The organism is Halomonas binhaiensis, assembly GCF_008329985.2.
GTDB lineage: Bacteria > Pseudomonadota > Gammaproteobacteria > Pseudomonadales > Halomonadaceae > Halomonas > Halomonas binhaiensis.
In genome coordinates, this window is the sequence record NZ_CP038437.2 from 3,599,413 (window position 1) to 3,615,177 (window position 15,765).

The 15,765-nt window shown below is 57.6% G+C and carries 15 protein-coding genes; 9 read left to right on the forward strand and 6 right to left on the reverse strand.

The annotated features are described in order from the left end of the window. The first annotated feature begins 68 nt into the window (after window positions 1-68). The 5 genes from E4T21_RS15740 (at window position 69) to E4T21_RS15760 (ending at window position 4,631) form a co-directional block, all read left to right on the forward strand. Window positions 69-1,064 (forward strand): TRAP transporter substrate-binding protein, encoded by a 996-nt coding sequence (locus E4T21_RS15740; protein WP_149285948.1) that lies wholly within the window; start codon window positions 69-71, stop codon window positions 1,062-1,064. After that, the gene (locus E4T21_RS15745) at window positions 1,061-1,630 is read left to right on the forward strand and encodes a TRAP transporter small permease (protein WP_149285949.1); all 570 of its coding nucleotides are present in this window, start codon (window positions 1,061-1,063) and stop codon (window positions 1,628-1,630) included. Before E4T21_RS15740 ends, E4T21_RS15745 begins: the two co-directional genes overlap by 4 nt. Beyond that, a complete protein-coding gene (locus E4T21_RS15750; protein ID WP_149285950.1) occupies window positions 1,630-2,910 on the forward strand; it encodes a TRAP transporter large permease in 1,281 nt (426 codons plus the stop codon). Before E4T21_RS15745 ends, E4T21_RS15750 begins: the two co-directional genes overlap by 1 nt. A 27-nt stretch (window positions 2,911-2,937) precedes the next feature. Further along, a complete protein-coding gene (locus E4T21_RS15755) occupies window positions 2,938-3,702 on the forward strand; it encodes an aspartate/glutamate racemase family protein (protein WP_149285951.1) in 765 nt (254 codons plus the stop codon). A 182-nt stretch (window positions 3,703-3,884) separates the two neighbouring features. Then, window positions 3,885-4,631, forward strand: a complete 747-nt coding sequence (locus E4T21_RS15760; RefSeq protein WP_205423403.1) for a GntR family transcriptional regulator — start codon at window positions 3,885-3,887, stop codon at window positions 4,629-4,631. Between the two features lie 30 nt (window positions 4,632-4,661). Here E4T21_RS15760 and E4T21_RS15765 read toward each other — a convergent pair whose 3' ends face one another. Both E4T21_RS15765 and E4T21_RS15770 read right to left on the reverse strand, forming a co-directional pair. Continuing rightward, window positions 4,662-5,510: a bifunctional allantoicase/(S)-ureidoglycine aminohydrolase gene (locus E4T21_RS15765; protein ID WP_149285952.1), complete on the reverse strand. Its 849-nt coding sequence runs from the start codon at window positions 5,508-5,510 to the stop codon at window positions 4,662-4,664. 93 nt (window positions 5,511-5,603) lie between these two features. After that, window positions 5,604-6,092 (reverse strand): ureidoglycolate lyase, encoded by a 489-nt coding sequence (locus E4T21_RS15770; protein WP_149285953.1) that lies wholly within the window; start codon window positions 6,090-6,092, stop codon window positions 5,604-5,606. 265 nt (window positions 6,093-6,357) lie between these two features. Between E4T21_RS15770 and E4T21_RS15775 the strand changes: the two genes are divergently transcribed. After that, the gene (locus E4T21_RS15775) at window positions 6,358-7,791 is read left to right on the forward strand and encodes a YfcC family protein (protein WP_149285954.1); all 1,434 of its coding nucleotides are present in this window, start codon (window positions 6,358-6,360) and stop codon (window positions 7,789-7,791) included. A gap of 98 nt (window positions 7,792-7,889) precedes the next feature. On the opposite strand, the gene puuE is transcribed toward E4T21_RS15775, so the two are convergent. After that, window positions 7,890-8,822, reverse strand: a complete 933-nt coding sequence (puuE, locus tag E4T21_RS15780) for an allantoinase PuuE (protein ID WP_149285955.1) — start codon at window positions 8,820-8,822, stop codon at window positions 7,890-7,892. Between the two features lie 450 nt (window positions 8,823-9,272). Between puuE and E4T21_RS15785 the strand changes: the two genes are divergently transcribed. The 3 genes from E4T21_RS15785 (at window position 9,273) to E4T21_RS15795 (ending at window position 13,008) form a co-directional block, all read left to right on the forward strand. Then, complete coding sequence (locus tag E4T21_RS15785; RefSeq protein WP_149285956.1) at window positions 9,273-10,034, forward strand: aspartate/glutamate racemase family protein; 762 nt, start codon at window positions 9,273-9,275, stop codon at window positions 10,032-10,034. A gap of 71 nt (window positions 10,035-10,105) precedes the next feature. Next, window positions 10,106-11,467 carry an NCS1 family transporter gene (locus tag E4T21_RS15790; RefSeq protein ID WP_149285957.1) on the forward strand — a complete coding sequence of 454 codons (1,362 nt, stop codon included), beginning with the start codon at window positions 10,106-10,108 and terminating at the stop codon, window positions 11,465-11,467. Window positions 11,468-11,553: 86 nt separating this feature from the next. Then, the gene (locus tag E4T21_RS15795; RefSeq protein WP_149285958.1) at window positions 11,554-13,008 is read left to right on the forward strand and encodes an NCS1 family nucleobase:cation symporter-1; all 1,455 of its coding nucleotides are present in this window, start codon (window positions 11,554-11,556) and stop codon (window positions 13,006-13,008) included. A gap of 148 nt (window positions 13,009-13,156) precedes the next feature. On the opposite strand, the gene E4T21_RS15800 is transcribed toward E4T21_RS15795, so the two are convergent. The 3 genes from E4T21_RS15800 to uraH form a co-directional block, all read right to left on the reverse strand. After that, window positions 13,157-13,888: a GntR family transcriptional regulator gene (locus E4T21_RS15800; RefSeq protein ID WP_149285959.1), complete on the reverse strand. Its 732-nt coding sequence runs from the start codon at window positions 13,886-13,888 to the stop codon at window positions 13,157-13,159. Between the two features lie 144 nt (window positions 13,889-14,032). Further along, a complete protein-coding gene (locus tag E4T21_RS15805) occupies window positions 14,033-15,319 on the reverse strand; it encodes a urate hydroxylase PuuD (protein WP_149285960.1) in 1,287 nt (428 codons plus the stop codon). A gap of 63 nt (window positions 15,320-15,382) precedes the next feature. Continuing rightward, window positions 15,383-15,736: a hydroxyisourate hydrolase gene (gene uraH / locus E4T21_RS15810; RefSeq protein WP_149285961.1), complete on the reverse strand. Its 354-nt coding sequence runs from the start codon at window positions 15,734-15,736 to the stop codon at window positions 15,383-15,385. Window positions 15,737-15,765 lie beyond the last annotated feature (29 nt).

Genomic DNA, 15,765 nt, shown 5'->3' on the forward strand with positions numbered 1-15,765 from the left:
CGGTGCTGTGAATCACCGCAGCTGCCGCTACCAACAAGATCAACAACACCGCAGCAAAGGACATCCCCATGACAACAAGACGTATTCCTCGCTATGGTTCCGCCCTGCTGATGGCCCTGGGGCTAAGTGCCCCTTTCCTGGCAGGAGCCGAAACCCTGCGCTTTGGTGGCAACTTCACCGCTGACCATTCCAGCAGCCGTGCCATGGAGATGTTCAAGGAAGAACTGGCAGAACGTACCGACGGAGAGCTGCAGGCTCAGCTGTTTCCTGACATGCAGCTAGGAGGAGCCGGCGAGAACGTCGACCAGGTCAGCTCCGGCGCCATCATGGGCACCTGGATCGGCATTTCCTATCTGTCACGCACCGTTCCCGAACTTGAAGCCCTGGGCCTGCCATTCGCGATCGACAGCCGCGAGGATGCCTTTGCCTTGATCGATGGCGAGGTGGGTGACCTGATCGATGCAAAGCTCGCCGAGAAAGGTTTTATTGCTCTGGGCTACATGGAGCTGGGCTTTCGCCACGTGACCAACAATGTGCGGCCCATAGAATCCATCGACGACTTCCAGGATCTCAAGATCCGCCTGCAGCCCAACCAGACCCACCTCGATACCTTCCGTGCCATTGGTGCCAACCCTGTCTCCATGGATATCAACGAAGTTTATGGGGCACTGCAGCAGAACGTTCTCGATGGCCAGGAGAACCCCTACAGCATCATCAGCACCAAACGGCTCGATGAGGTACAGAAATACCTGTCGGACACAGGACATTTCTATGACTACATCGTGGTGGTCGCCAATCGCGACAAGTTCAACGCACTAGGTGATGAACAACAGCAAGCCGTACGTGACGCCATGGCCAAAGCGGTAGCCTGGCAACGCACCACCGCTGCCGAGGAAGATGAAGCAGCGCGTGAAGCACTGATCGAACGTGGCATGCAATTCACCCCTCTCAGCCCCGAAACTCGCACAGCATTGCGTGAAGCAAGCCAGGGCGTAGTGGATGAACTGCGCGACAAGATTGGCGCCGAACTGATCGACCGAGTGCTCGAGGAGCTGCAGTCATGACGCCCGCCTGGCACCGGCTGGAAGCACACGCTTCCAGTCCTGTGGCACGTCATTATCTGCATTTCCTGGCCCTGCTTGATCGCACTTCCTATTACGCCATTCTGGTATCGATGGCGGTCATGACAGTACTGGTATCCCTGCAGGTGTGTGCCCGTTATCTTTTCGGCACCTCCATCGATTCCGCCGATGAGCTCTCCCGGCTGTTCTTCGTATGGGCCATCTTTCTGGCGATACCCCATGGCATCAAGATCGGTATCCATGTCGGTATCGATGCACTGGTGAGCGCCCTGCCCAGCGCCATTCAACAGGCATTGGCACGTGTAATGGCACTCATCTGTGCCGTTTTCATGGCTGCCCTGTTCTGGATCAGCCTTGGCGCCGTTGCAGACAAGTGGCAGGAATTGATGCCGACCCTGCCGGTCACCGCTGCCGTGTTCTACATTGCCGTGCTGGTATGTGCCGGCCACAGCTGCCTGCACTTGATTGCTCAGGCCTTCCATCTCGAACCGCTGCCCAGCGAGCCACTGTCAGCCCCGCCCTCCCGCCAGCATGGAGGCTCCAACTGATGACACCAGCTATCGTCTTCACCTTCCTCGGCTTCGCTTTGCTGCGCATGCCGCTGGCCTTTGCTCTCGGCCTGGCTTCTCTCGTCGGACTCTATGTGGGCGGCATGGACTTTTCCGTGCTTCCCCAACGCATGATGCACTCAGTCAATAGCTTTCCGTTGATGGCCATTCCCCTGTTCATGCTGGCCGGGGAATTGATGGTTGCCGCAGGCATCCTGCAACGCCTGGTGGATTTCGCCAACTCCTTGATCGGGCGAGTGCATGGAGGCCTGGCCCATGTGGCTATTGTTGCAGGCATGGTACTCGCGGCAGTCAGCGGGGCAGCCGTCGCCAGCGCCAGTGCCTTGGGCAGTTCCCTGGTACCCTCCATGCGCCAGCAATACGATACCGGCTACAGCAGTGCCGTAGTGGCATCTGCGGCTAACCTGGGCGCCATCATTCCCCCCAGCAATGCCATGATCGTGTATGCCCTGATGGCAGGCTCCAGTGTATCGGTGGGAGGCCTGTTCATGGCCGGAGTAATACCTGGGATCATCCTCGCACTAGGCTTCATGGGCCTGGCAAGCTTCATCGCCATGCGCCGCCGCTACCCTCTGGCCGGAGGGTCCATTGGACTGCGACATGTGCTGATCCAGACCTGGCGTGCCCTTCCGATCCTGCTGATGCCTATCGTGGTGGTTGGGGGCATCGTCGTGGGCGCCTTCACTCCCACTGAAGGCGCTGCCATCGCGGTTATCTATGCACTATTAATCGGCTTTTTCGTCACCCGCCAGCTACGCCTGTCTGACCTGCCCAAGGCAATGTTCAATGCCGCTGTCACCGCGGCCATGGTTGGCGCATTGATTGCCTTCGCTTCGACGATGACCTTTGCCTTCACCATCGACCTGATTCCGATGCAACTGACAAGCTGGCTGCAGAATGTCACTTCCGATCCGCTGGTATTCCTGCTGCTGGTCATGGCGCTGCTGATCGGGGTCGGCATGTTCATCGAGTCGAACGCTGCCTACATCATGCTCGTTCCTTTGCTGGCTCCCATTGCCCTGGCCTATGGCATCGATCCCCTGCTGTTCGGCTTCCTGTTCGTGATGAACCTGGTGGTCGGCATGATGACGCCACCCGTGGGCGTTCTGCTGTTCGTGATGTGCGGCATTTCCAAGATCAGCCTCAACGAACTGATGAAGAGCGCCTGGCCCTTCATCTTGTTTCAGTACGCCGTCCTGGCTGCCTGCATCGCCTTCCCGAGCATCGTCACCTGGCTGCCGCGCGCTCTGGGCTACTAAGAAAAAAATCAAACACTGGAGCACGCTATGAAACTACTCGTCATCAACCCCAATATCTCCCATGACGTCACCCGCCTGATCGAGGACGAAGCACGCCGCAGTGCCCGCCCAGGCAGCATATTGACCATGGCTACGGCACCTTTCGGCGTGGCTTATATCGAGACTCGGGCCGAAGCGCAGATCGGCGGCTATGCCGCCATGCAGATCGCCGCAGAGCAACACGACCAGCACGATGCCGTCATCGTTGCGGCCTTTGGCGACCCAGGCTTACCTGCATTGCGCGAGATGCTGCCCATCCCGGTAGCGGGAATGACCGAATCAGCACTGGTTTGTGCTTGCCAGCAGGGCAGCCGCTTCTCGGTCATCGCCATTTCTCAGCGCATCCAGTCCTGGTACCGGGAAACCATTGCCAGCTACGGCTTTTCCGAGCGCCTGGCCAGCATCCGCGCACTTGATGACCCCTTGGCTCATATTGGCCGTGTCCAGCAAGACCAGGGAGATCGTCTCGTGACGCTGGCCGAGCGGGCAGTACAAGACGATGGTGCTGATGTACTGATTCTCGCTGGAGCGCCCCTGGCCGGGCTTGCCCGCAGCGTCAGCCATCGCTTGCCGGTTCCTGCTCTGGACGGTGTTACCTGTGCCATGCACCAGGCCCAGGCCATGGTGGACCTGGCACCTCATACCCCGCGCGGCGGCAGCTACTCCCCTCCTCCAGCCAAGGATTGCCAGGGATTGGGAGAAGCGCTCTCCGCATTGGTCGGCCGCCAGCCGCTGGCCGCGCAAAGAGCCTGACCCAATACAGCATTCACTCACACTGGAGCCACTCACCAGTCTGCAGGCAGCGCACTAACGTGTCCCATGGCAACATAGTGATCATCGCCACCGGGATTCCGGCGGCCTTCCCGGCCCATAAAAACACAAAGTATACTGAATACATGCCATGCCTCTCGCCAGCTCACCTATAAGGTTTCGCTATGACAATGGATAGCAATGCGACTTCTGCTGTCGATGCAGCCTCTCATCGGCGCCGTATCCAAAGCACCTCCCTGGCCCAGGAAGCCTATCAGGTGCTACAGCAAATGATTGTTCACGGCGAATTGCCCCCCGGGGCCCGCATCGTCGAACCTGCGCTATGTGAACAGCTCGGCATCTCCCGTACCCCCTTGCGTGAAGCCCTCAGCATGCTGGCCAGCGATGGCCTGGTCACCCCCAGGCGCAACCGTAATGCGATGGTCAGCCTCATCGATCCACAAGAGCTGGAGCATCTGTTCGAGGTTGAAGCTGGCATCGAGAGCCTGGCCGTCAGCCTGGCGGCCGAACGCATGACCAAGACTGAACTCAAGCAATTGGAAACCCTCCAGGAACAGTTGGAAAAACTTCTGGAAAAGGGTGATCGGGACGCCTATTTCGCCCTCAACCAGCGCATTCACGGTTTGCTGGTAGCCGGAGCCAAGAATCCCGTACTGGAAGAAACCCATCGCCGTCTGCTGGGGCGCCTGGAGCGCGCACGTTATCTGGCCCTGGACCGCATCGGTCGCTGGTCAGAGTCCACCGATGAACACCGCGCTATTCTCGAGGCCCTCAAGACCCGCGATGGAGAACGCGCGCGCCAGCTGCTTTCCGACCATGTTCGCCATACCGGCGATGCCATTGCCGCCATCAACCGGGAACCAAAAGGCAATGATGGAAACGACAACACCCCCCAGGCATCCGATACCTGAGGGGTGTCCGAGATAGATACCGCCTGGGCGTCAGCCGCGCTTGCTGTAGGGAAGCGCCATATGACGGTTGACGTCCTTGTACAGCAGATAGCGGAAGGGGCCGGGGCCACCGGCATAGCATGCCTGAGGGCAGAAGGCGCGTAGCCACATGTAATCGCCGGCCTCGACCTCGACCCACTGCTGGTTGAGGTGATAGACCGCCTTGCCTTCCAGCACGTAGAGACCATGTTCCATGACATGGGTCTCATCGAAAGGAATCACCCCGCCCGGCTGGAAAGTGACGATCGTCACATGCATGTCGTGACGCATGTCTTCCGGGTCAACGAAGCGAGTGGTTGCCCAGACCTCATTGCAGTCAGGCATCACGGAAGGCGCGATGTCATTCTCGTTGACCACGAAAGCCTCCGGTACATCGATGCCATCGACCTTTTCATACGCCTTGCGAATCCAGTGAAAGCGCACCGCTGCATCTGACTCATTGCGCAACTGCCAATCACTACCTGGCGGAATGAATGCGTAGCCGCCCGGCGCCATACGGTGCTTCTCGCCAGAAATGGTCAGCGCCATTTCGCCTTCCACCACGAACAGCACACCTTCAGCACCCGGGTCGCTTTCAGGACGTTCACTGCCACCGCCCGGTGAGACTTCCATGATGTATTGGGAGAAAGTCTCGGCAAAACCAGACAACGGCCGCGACAGCACCCACAAACGGGTATTGTCCCAATGCGGCAGCCTGCTGGTGACGATATCTCGGTAAACCCCTTTCGGGATCACCGCAAAGGCTTCGGTGAACATGGCACGGTCAGTGGTCATGACCTTCTGGTCGGGATGACCGCCATGGGGAGCATAATAGGTGCGATTCGGTTTGGCTGTGCTCATAGTCTTTCTCGGATATGTCTTGTTGGTGATGATATTGCGAGCGCTTATGTCGTTGATATTCTTGCTATTGACATGTGTCGCACGGATATCTGATCAGGCAAGGGTGACACGAATGTCCAACGGATACTCATCACAGTTGTTGCCATCGCCACCACGATCGACAACCAGGAACTCCCCTTCGCGTTCGAGTACCGACTGGATGGCATGCCAGGTTCCTGCGCGATAATTGACGCCTTGGCGACCATCAGTGACAAAGGCACGTACTTCTGCAGGATCTATACGATCGCCAGGTGGGGCCACCACGATAATGAAGCGTTCCTCGTGCAGAGGCATGAAAGCCTGACTGCCTAGAGGATGGCGCTCGAGAAAGGTCAATGCCAACGGCAGCGTGATCGGCTGGCTGACAAAGATGCTGATCAAAGGTCGGGCGTTTTCCCCCAGCGTTTCGACCTGGGCCAGGTCATGATGGCGCTGAGTACGACCGGCATTGATCGGGAAGTGCTCGGAAGTACGGGCATCGATGATGTCCCCGAAAGGCGCGAAAGCTTCCTGGGTCAATGGCCCAGCGACAAGTTCCAGCATAGAGATTCTCCGTTGCAGCGCATCCACTACCGCCCAGCCTCGCCTGGTAGCGGTGGGTATCGCACCAGTCCATGGAAAAAAATTCCCAGCCACTGTGGAAATATTTTCCATCTTAATATCCAATAGCGAAACGACACAATCGACAGATGGTAAAAATGTCATCGAAGGATCCCCTGCTCCTCTCGATGCCATGATCATTCGTCGGTGCCGTGCATCTCCTCTTGTACAAGAGCCCCTATCAAGTCCAATAACATGCGAGGGCCCCATGCAGACCCCGACCAACAGTACAACAGCCAGCAAGAAACGCTCGCTGCGCATACCCCATATCTATGTCATTCTGTTCATCTTCATTGCCCTGGCATCGATTGCGACCTACTTCGTGCCTGCTGGGCAGTATGAGCGGGTTCCTGGTCCCAATGGCCGCATCACCATCGACGCTGAGTCGTTCCAGTTCGTCGATAGCACGCCAGTGGGAATCACTGACTTCATGAAGGCGATTCCCAATGGGCTGATGAGCGCCGGAGAGGTGGTGTTCTTCACGTTCATGATCGGCGGCATGTTCATGGTGTTGCGCCGTACAGGTATCATCGAACTCGCTGTCGACAAGCTCAGTCGTCGTTTCACCCACCAACGCCTGCTGCTGATACCGGTGCTGATGACGGTATTCGCTCTTGTCGCCACCATCATTGGTACCCAGGAACTGGCGCTGGTCTATGTTCCTGTCATATTGCCGCTGATGATCGCGCTGCGCTTTGACTCCGTCACGGCGGCGGCCGTAGCACTTTGTGCGACGACGGCAGGATTCACTACCGGTGTACTCAACCCCATCAACACCGGTCTTGCACAGCAGCTCTCGGGGCTGCCGCTGTATTCCGGCTTCATGCTTCGTGCCTTGGCTTTCGTCGCCATTCTGGCTGCTGGCATCTTCTTCGTGATGCGTTATGCGCGCCGGGTCAGCCGAAACCCGGAAGCCAGCCTGCTGCACGATGATCCCCAGGAACTCGAGAAGCGCCACCATTACCTGCACGCTGCCGATGAAGGTGAGCTGACCGCTACAACGCGCCAGAAGCTTGCCAGCCTCGCAACATTCGCCTTCATGGCTCTGCTGGTGTACGGCGTACTGGCCCACGGCTGGTTCATGATGGAAATGGCCGGCCTGTTCATCATCATGGGCATTGTCGTCGGCCTGATTGCCGGACTTGGCACTGAAGACATCTGTGAAGGCTTCAACCAGGGCTTTCGCGATGTACTGGTTGGCGCCATGATCGCCGGTATCGCCCGAGGTGTCGCCGTCGTGCTTGAAGACGGCCAGATCATGGACACCATGGTACATGGGCTTGGTAACCTGGTCGGCGAGCTGCCAACACTGCTGTCTGCTGCTGGCATGTATTTCTCCCAGCTTGCCTTCAACTTCGTCGTACCTTCCGGCAGTGGCCAGGCCCTGGTGACCATGCCCATCATGGCTCCTCTGTCCGATCTCATCGGCGTCACCCGTCAGACTGCAGTACTGGCCTATCAGCTCGGTGACGGCATCGGCAATATCCTTTACCCCACCTCAGGCTACTTCATGGCGACCCTGGCATTGGCCGGTGTACCGTGGCAACGTTGGGTGAAATTCTTCTTCCCGCTGTTCTGCGTCTGGGTCCTGATTTCACTTGCTTTCCTGATCGTGGCCCAGGCCACCCACTGGGTTGGCTGACTGCTAGAGACAAACAGTTTTTTTGAGACAGCGCACCTTCCCGACACCGCCAGCAGATCCTGCTGGCGGTGTTCTTCCATCACAACCTGTGACCTGCCTCAGCGAGCCGGGTGATGCTCGGCCCAGTGCCGGGCGATATCCACACGACGCGTCACCCAGACACGATCATGCGCTTCGATATGATCAAGGAAGCGCTGCAGGGCGCGGAAACGGCCAGGACGCCCGATCAGGCGGCAATGCAGTCCAATGGACAGCATCTTCGGCGTATCTTCGCCTTCCGCATAAAGCACATCGAAGGCATCACGCAGATAGGTAAAGAAGTGATCTGCCGTATTGAAGCCCTGCGGAGCAGCAAAGCGCATGTCATTGGTGTCCAGGGTGTAAGGCACGACCAGATGGGAACGCTCCTGGCCTTGACTGTCGGCCTCACGCGTCCAGAACGGCAGGTCATCTCCGTAATAATCGCTGTCATAAAGGAAGCTGCCTTCATCCAGCACCAGACGACGGGTGTTGGGGCTGTCGCGTCCGGTATACCAGCCCAACGGACGTTCGCCGTAGAGGTTTTCGAAGATTTCGATGGCCTTGCGCATGTGTTCGCGTTCGACTGACTCAGCTACCTGCTGATAGTGAATCCAGCGGTACCCATGGCAGGCGATTTCATGGCCAAGTTCCTTGAAGGCATGGGCCACTTCCGGATGACGCTCCAGAGCCATCGCCACGCCAAAGACGGTCAGCGGCAGGCCACGGCGTTCGAACTCACGCAGGATGCGCCAGACTCCCGCACGCGAGCCGTATTCATAGATGGACTCCATGCTCAGGTGACGGTCTGGGTAGGCATCTGCCCCGATGATTTCGGAAAGAAACTGCTCAGAACCTGCATCTCCATGCAGCACGCAGTTCTCCCCACCTTCTTCGTAGTTGAGTACGAACTGGACGGCAATCCTGGCCTTGCCCGGCCAGTTGGCCTCCGGTGGCGTGCGCCCATAGCCGATCAAGTCGCGCGGGTAGGAAGAAGAGGAAAGCGTGCTCATGATCATCTCCTGTCAAGCCATCGCGTCCTGTCAGGACGCGATTCTTCGGCATGCCGATATATTGTTGGTGTCGCTGAGCTTTTAGCTGCCAGCTTATGTATACAAAGAAAAGATAGACTGTATCCAACGTGACATCAAGCGCTTTTCATGGCTCAGAAGCCATTGAGCGACATTAAATCCAGTAATGACGAGTAGTTACTGATTTTTCCAATCATTTTTGTATACAAAAATACAGAAAATGCAGCACATGAGTTGAAAGAAAAGATGAACAATAAAAGTGATCACGCCTGACAACCATTTCAATAGCAGTCAAATAAAATCAATAATTATCTGTTTTTAAACGCTTTTTAAAACCTTGCGATATTTTTCTCTCGCATGCTTGAACCGTATTCGATGCCGGTCTATTTTGTGTACAAAGATAAAAAATTCCGTACTCGAGACTTTTTACCTATGCGCATCCACCTGATCAATCCCAATACCACCTCGGGCATGACCGAGACCATCCGCAACGCGGGCGTCACCATCGCCGCTGCAGACACTCGTATCACCGCATCTCAGCCCATCAGCGGCCCGGTATCCATTGAGGGCCATTTCGACGAGGCCATCAGCGCAGTCGGCGTCCTGGATGAAATCCTGCGCCTGGACCAGGAGACGGATCAACCAGACGCTTATGTCCTGGCCTGCTTCGGCGACCCGGGGCTACTGGCCGCCCGTGAAGCCACTCGAGCCCCCGTCATTGGCATCGCCGAAGCCGCCTTCCATATGGCGACATTGATCAGCACGCGTTTCTCGGTGGTCACCACACTCGGACGTACCGTGATCATCGCCGAGCATCTGCTCGACCAATACGGCTTCCGCCATCACTGTCGCCGCGTGCGTGCAGCGGAAATTCCTGTACTGGACCTGGAAGATGACAGCGATCGCGCCCTTGAGAAGATCATCGAGGAAGGCATTCGAGCCCGGGATGAAGACGGCATCGGCGCCATCGTGCTGGGCTGTGGTGGCATGGCCAACCTGACCGACACCATCAGTCGAGAAGTCGGCCTCCCGGTGGTGGAAGGCGTCACTGCAGCGGTGAAGCTGGCTGAGGCCCTGGTTGGCCTGAAACTTGCTACCTCCAAGGTCGGAGACCTGGCTTTCCCGCGTCCAAAGCCCTTTACCGGCCACTATGCCCACTTGTCCGACCTCGACCTCAACCGCAGGAATAGCTAGACAACACCGGGGATGGAGCCTACTCCCTCCCCAGGACACCAACATAACAACCACAACATGAGGCTCCCAACATGACCTCTACAAGCACATCAACATCGTCCGAGGCCAACGCCGCGGCCACAGGTACCAAGGGGGTGGGCGATGAGTCCCTGGCCCCCCAGAAAACCCGCATCATGGGGCGTACCTCCTACCTGCTGGCCTGGTTCGGAGGCTGCGTATCCATCGGCACCTTCACCATGGGTTCCAGCGTCGTCGGCACACTCAATCTGATTCAGGCGACCTTGGCCATCGCTATCGGTTGCTTCGTCATCGGGATTGCGCTGGCTCTGAATGGTGCCGCTGGCTACAAGTACGGCATCCCCTTCATGGTGCAGGCGCGCAGTGCCTTCGGCTTCCAGGGAACTCGTCTACCGGGGCTGGTCCGTGCGGTGCCTGCCATTGTCTGGTATGGCTTCCAGAGCTGGATCGGGGCCGGGGCCCTTAACCTTGTATCGGCGACACTGTTTGGTTACGACAACCTGATCGTGTTCTTCATCGGCTTCCAGTTCTTGCAGATTGCTCTCTCGGTCACCGGCTTTCAGGGCATCAAGTGGCTGGAGAACATCGGTAGCGGCTTCATCCTCGCCTCACTGGTATACATGTTCTACAGCACTGTCGTGCGCTACGGAGACACCCTGTCGGCCAACCTGATCACCATGGAAGGCTCCTGGGGCCTGCCATTCTGGGGTGCCACCATGCTGTTCCTGGGTATCTACTCGACCATGATACTCAATGTCAGCGACTACGCTCGTGAACACAAGAAAGGCACAGGCCCGGGCCTGCTGACCACGATCTACGCCATGTCTATCCTGCCTTGCACCCTGTTCATGGGCCTGATTGGCTTCATGGTCTCGGAAGCTACCGGCGTGGCCGATCCAATCAAGGTGTTCTCCAATGCGGTGGACAACACACCTCTGCTGATGACCACTCTGCTGTTCATTGCCTTTGCCCAGGTCACCACCAACGTACTCAACAACGTGGTACCCCCTACCTATGTCCTGATGGATACCTTCAAGCTGAGCTATCGCAAGGCCAGTGTCGTCGTCGGATTGCTGGCCTTCGCCACCTTCCCCTGGGAGCTGGTCAAGGATGAGTCCGCGGCTGGCCTGCAGGTCTTCGTCCAGACCTACTCTTCCTTCCTTGGACCGATCTTCGCGGTACTGATAGTCGACTACTACCTGATTCGCCGCCGCACGCTGGATCTGGCAAAACTCTACGATGAGAACGGCCCTTATCGTGGTATCAACCTGGCCGCTCTGGTCGCCACTGCAGTCGGGGTGCTCGCAGCCTTCAGCATGCCAACCGTGTCCTGGTATGCCAGCCTGATTCCTGCCGGGCTGACTTACTGGCTGCTGATGCAGTACTGGCCGACCTGCCGCCGCTTCGCTGAATGATATTCAGCCCCAGACACCACCACCCCCAGTGAACGCCTGCCAGGCGTTCACTGGGTGCCGCCGATAATGACAAAAGGACGGTGACAATGTCCCAAGATGATCTGACCATCGACACATCGCGTGCCGATCCTTCGTTGTACAACGAAGACCTTGCACCGCTGCCCCACAGCAAGCGCAACTGGGGGGCCTTCGAAATCTTCAACGTGTGGTCCAACGATATCCAGAGCCTGTTCGGCTACACCCTCGCGGCTTCCCTGTTCCTCAGCTACAACCTCAACGGCTGGGCCGTGATGGCGGCCATTATCCTGGCGGGTGTGATCGTCATGTTCCTGGTCAATCTCACTGGCTCGCCCAGTGTGCGCTACGGCATCCCCTTCCCGGTGATGATACGTGCCAGCATGGGAGTTCGAGGCTCCAACCTGCCAGCACTGCTGAGAGCCGTCGTGGGAATCTTCTGGTATGGCGTACAGACCTACTTTGCCTCCACTGCTGTGACCCTGATGATCACGGCGTTGATCGGTAGTGATGGCGGTAGCGGAATGCTTGGACTGTCTCCGGTAGCCTGGCTGTCTTTCCTGTTGGTATGGCTGTTCCAGATGGCAATCTTCTGGGCTGGCATCGAGCGCATCAAGCACTTCCTCAACTGGGCCGGTCCCCTGGTCTATGTGGTGATGGTGGTGTTGATGGGCATTGTCTGGTGGGAAGCAGGCGACCAGTTGCTGCCTGCTGTCAGTGAAATATTCACTGCTCAAGGTGAAGGCCAGGGCGGTATCGCAGCCTTTGCTGCCATCGTCGGTACCATGGTGGCCTACTTCGCAGCGGTGGTGATCAACTTTGGTGACTTCACCCGCTTTGTCAGAACCGAACGTCAGATGAAACTCGGCAACCTCCTTGGCCTGCCACTCAATGTGGCGTTCTTCTCCTTCATTGCCTTGATCATTACCGCCGGTACCGTGGTGCTGTTCGGGGAGGCGCTGACCAATCCGACCGACATTGTCGAGCGAGTCGACGCCCTGCCCTTGACCCTGCTCGCCGCAGTCACCTTCTTCGCGGCTACTGTCGGGATCAACCTGGTCGCCAATTTCATTCCCCCGGCCTACGACCTGGCCAACCTGTTCCCGCGCCACATCAGCTTTCGTACCGGCGGGCTGATTACCGCCTGTGTCGCACTGGTGGTCGGTGCTCTTTGGGTATCAGTGATCAGCCAGATCGGTGTCCCCGGTTTCGTCAACGCCGTAGGTGCCATTGTCGCGCCTTTCTACGGCATCATCGTCGTTGACTACTACCTCATCAAGGGTGGCAAACTGGATGTACAGGCACTGTTTTCGGCACGTGAAGGGGATGCCTATACCTATACCAACGGCTGGAACATTCGCGGCCTGGTTGCCTTCGGTCTGGCAGCCATGTTCTCGCTTTCGACGGTAGTGGTGCCTGCAATGGAAAGCCTGGCTGGCTTCGGCTGGATGATGGGCGCAGCCCTGGGAGGCATCCTCTACCTGGCCTTGATGCGCAGCCAAGCAGTCACGGCTCCCGCCCAATGAAGAGGTTCTGACAAGGAAACTTCTCCTGTCAGCATGCCACATGCTCAAGCCCCGGCTACCAGGCCGGGGCTTGTCTTTGTCATGATTGTCATGATCGCCATGGATGGCATGGAGACTGGGCTATCTCCCTTTGAGCAGGGACAGGCGCCTAACTCGCGAAGATATCGAACAGGTCGGGCGCCTCGTTCTCTTCTTCCACGATCGACAGCGAGGCTTCGATTGCCTTGAGATGCCGGCTCATGAATGCCTGAGCACGCTCTCCCTTGCCTTCGGCCAGATAGTTGATCAGATCCTGATGATCGTGAGACTCGCACCCCAGATGGCCGGTATTGCCATAGACTGCAAGAATCAGCGACGAACGCGAGCATAGACGCTCGACGAAGTCTGCCAGAGTACGGTTGCCGGAGATGCCGGCCAGGTAAGAGTGGAAGTCAGCGGACAGGCGAATAGCGGAACTCTGCTCACCTGACTGCAGCGCCTCGCGCTCACGCTGGGCCATGTCCCGTAGTTTGGCAATGTCACTGCTGGTAATACGGCGGGCAATTTCCGGCATCAGTCCACATTCGATCATCTGCCGTGCATCAAAGACATCCTTGGCCTCTTCCGCAGTAGGTCGCGTGACACTAGCGCCGCGCCGCGGCGTCAACGTGACCAGTTGCTCCAGTGCCAAACGCTGGAGGATCTTGCGAATCCCGGTACGGCTGACCCCAAAGACCTCGGCCAGGGCATCTTCCCGGAGCCGGGCTCCAGGCTTGAGACGATGTTCAATGATCGCATCACTGATCGAACGGTGAATCGCTTCATGACGTTCAGCTCCATCACCGTTCTTGCCCTGACGCGGAGCTGGCGTGGCGGGGGAAGCCTTCACGCGCTGATTCATTGACGCACTCCTGATGTTCTCATCTCAATAGGCCTGACGGCTTTCCATTGACCTATTGTATACGACTATCCGGGTGCAGGACGAGCCAGGGCCCACTTCCTATGGAAGCAGGCCCTGGCATGCTGCGCTTGGACAATAGGCAACCTATTCGCTCCAGTTTGCGATCAGCGCACGCTCGTCGTCAGTCATCTTGGTCAGGTTGCCCAGCGGCATGTAACCACTGGCCACAACCTGCTGAATGATGGCTTTCTGCTGCTCGGTCTCCGCTTCAGTATCCAGAGCGATACCCGCAGGCGCCGCGCTGAAGCTGGGATGGTCCGGCGTTGCTGAATGACACGTCGTGCAACGCTCCTCGATAACCGAGTGGATGCTGGCCAGTTCAGAACCGCCGTCGCCATCTCCCGAGCCATCCTGAGACGCCGCTTCACTCTCTGCATCCGTTGCCGTGCTTTCCTGAACCTGAGCCGGTGCCGAGGCCTGGGCAGGTTTGGCAGTGCTCTTCAGAAGCGGCGACCCAATGGCAAAGGCCAGCAGAATCAACGCCACCCCAGCAGCCGGATAGGCAGGCTTGTGCTGGCCAGAATGCATCAACACGAAGTACTGACGAATCAAGGCACCAGCAAAGATCATCAACGCCATGATCACCCATGCCCACTCATTGGAGTATGCGAAGGAGTAGTGGTTGCTGATCATCAACAACACGACAGGCAGGGTGAAATAGGTGTTATGCACGGAGCGCTGCTTGCCGCGCTTGCCGTCAAGCGGATTCGGCGTCTCTCCGGCCTTGAGCGCCTTCACCATGCGACGCTGCCCAGGGATGATCCAGAAGAACACGTTGGCGGACATCGCCGTGGCCATTACCGCACCGGTAAGCAGGAACGCCGCTCGACCAGAGAAGATATGCACGCTGAGATAACACACCACCACCATCATGATGGCGACACCTACACTCAGCAGGCCATCCCGCTCCATATTGGGGCTGACACGTTTGCACATCTCGTTATAGACCAGCCAGCCACCAAGCAGGAACAGCAAGGCCACGACATTGGCCTGCCAGCCACTCATGCTGGCTGCCCATTCCCAGGGACTACCGGGGTTGACCAGATAGAAGCCCGGATTGGCCATGTACAGGATGATGAACAGGGCAAAGCCCGACAGCCAGGTGGTATAGGACTTCCAGAAAGACCAATGCAGGTCATCCGGCAACTTCTCTGGTGCAGTGGCATATTTCTGGTTGTGGTAGAAACCGCCACCATGCACAGCCCACATTTCCCCGAATACGCCCTTCTTGCGGTCGCTCTCGGCCTTGGGCGTCTTCAGCCCATTGTCCAGCATGACGAAATAGATGGATTCGCCGATCCAGGCAATAGCGGCGATGACATGCAGCCAACGCAGCATGAAGTTGATCACATCAAGAAGATACGATGACATGGTGATATCTCAGCTATCTTGTTGTTAATAATGATAATTACAGCCTACAGAGAACTTCCCTGATCAGCTGCCACGGTAAGTGGAATAGCTGTACGGTGAGACCAGAAGTGGCACGTGATAATGCTCACTGGCATCGGCTACTCCGAAGCGCAGGGGAATACGGTCCAGGAAGCGCGGTTCACTGGCCTCGATACCTTGTGCACGCAGATAGTCACCAGCGTGGAACAACAGTTCGTATTCACCGCTGACAAAGGCTTCACCTTCCAGAACCGGGTTGTCGCAACGGCCGTCGTCATTGGTCACGGCTTCGCCAAGGCGGATGCGCTGGTCGCCTTCAATGCGAAAGATTTCAATGCGAATACCTTGGCCCGGACAGCCCCGTGAGGTATCCAGCACATGCGTTGTCAAGCGGCCCATAGGATTCTCCTCTCCTCCAGATACGAATG